This window comes from Sphingomonas sp. FUKUSWIS1 (genome assembly GCF_000733135.1).
GTDB lineage: Bacteria > Pseudomonadota > Alphaproteobacteria > Sphingomonadales > Sphingomonadaceae > Sphingomonas > Sphingomonas aerolata.
The window spans coordinates 1-1,488 of the sequence record NZ_JPJC01000183.1 but is presented as its reverse complement, the minus strand read 5'-3'; the positions used below and the strand labels follow the sequence as shown (position 1 = coordinate 1,488).

Genomic DNA, 1,488 nt, shown 5'->3' with positions numbered 1-1,488 from the left:
CCCGGCGATTTCCAAGGCGCGCAACCGTCTGGCGTCGCCTGCCGCGCGTCGGTAGGAGGGCGCATGACCGACAGCATCACGATCCGCCGCCCCGACGACTGGCATCTCCACCTGCGCGACGGCGCGATGCTGGACGCGGTCGCGCCGCACAGCGCGCGGCAGTTCGCGCGCGCGATCATCATGCCCAACCTCACCCCGCCGGTGACGACGATCGCCGCCGCGCGCGCCTATCGCGAGCGGATCCTCGCGGCGGTCGGGGGTGCCGATTTCACGCCGCTGATGACCTGCTATCTGACCGACGGCACCGATCCCGTCGAGATCGAGCGCGGCCATGCCGAGGGCGTGTTCACCGCGTGCAAGCTCTACCCCGCGCATGCGACGACCAATTCGGCGCACGGCGTCACCGATATCCGCGCGCTGACCGGCGTGCTCGAGACGCTGCAGCGGATCGGCATGCCGCTGCTGATCCACGGCGAGGTGACCGACAAGTCGATCGACATCTTCGACCGCGAGGCGGTGTTCGTTGAACGCATTCTGACGCCGCTGACGCGCGACTATCCGGGGCTGAAGATCGTGCTCGAGCACATCACCACCGCCGAGGCCGCGGCGTTCGTGACCGAGGCGGACCATCCGATCGCCGCGACGATCACCCCGCAGCATCTGCTGATCAACCGCAACGCGCTGTTCGACGGCGGGCTGCGGCCGCACGCCTATTGCCTGCCCGTGCTCAAGCGCGAGACCCACCGGCTGGCGGTGCGGAAGGCCGCGGTGTCGGGTAGCCCGCGCTTCTTCCTCGGTACCGACAGCGCACCGCATGTCGTGGGGGCGAAGGAGTCGGGCTGCGGTTGTGCGGGGATCTTCAACGCGCCGTTCGCGCTCGAGGCGTATCTCGGCGTGTTCGACGCGGAGGGCGCGATCGACCGGTTCGAGGGGTTCGCGTCCGAACATGGCGCGCGGTTCTACGGGCTGCCGCTGAACGAGGGCACGGTGACGCTGGTGCGCGAGAGCGTGATCGTGCCCGAGCGGGTCGGGGAGGGGGATACGTCGGTCGTGCCGTTCCTGGCGGGGACCGATGCGGGGTGGCGGTTCGCGGGCTAAGGCGCGCACGCTTCTGCCTTTTCCGTCATCCTGACGAACGTCAGGACCCAGAACCAAGCAGCGACAGCGTTCGTGACCCTGGGTCCTGACGTTCGTCAGGATGACGGTTGGGGGGTCAGTTCGCCGGATCCTCCTGTGCGAGTCGGTCGAGCCAGAGCCGCGCCTCTTTCTGCTCACCGGGTGCGCTCGCGCTGACCGGCCCGCGTGCGGCGAAGAAGTCGCGGTGGAGCGCGAACGGATCGAGCATCAGCCGGTCGCGCATCGCGTCGATCTCGGTGCCCATTTCACGTAGCGTGGCGATCGTCGGGGCGATCGCGGTGCGGACGCGGCGGTCGCTGCTGCGGTCGAACAGCCCGAGCGAACCGTTCGCGGTCTTCTCCAGCGCGGCGA

2 protein-coding genes are annotated in these 1,488 nt (G+C 69.2%); one reads left to right on the top strand and one right to left on the bottom strand.

Annotated features, from left to right (window positions below):
* Positions 1–63 precede the first annotated feature (63 nt).
* Positions 64–1,098, top strand: coding sequence for a dihydroorotase (gene pyrC / locus sphsw_RS11480; RefSeq protein ID WP_031440741.1), 1,035 nt, complete (start codon positions 64–66; stop codon positions 1,096–1,098).
* A 115-nt stretch (positions 1,099–1,213) separates the two neighbouring features.
* Here pyrC and sphsw_RS19815 read toward each other — a convergent pair.
* Positions 1,214–1,488: hypothetical protein (locus tag sphsw_RS19815; RefSeq protein ID WP_031440740.1), on the bottom strand; the 275-nt coding region annotated here is incomplete at its 5' end.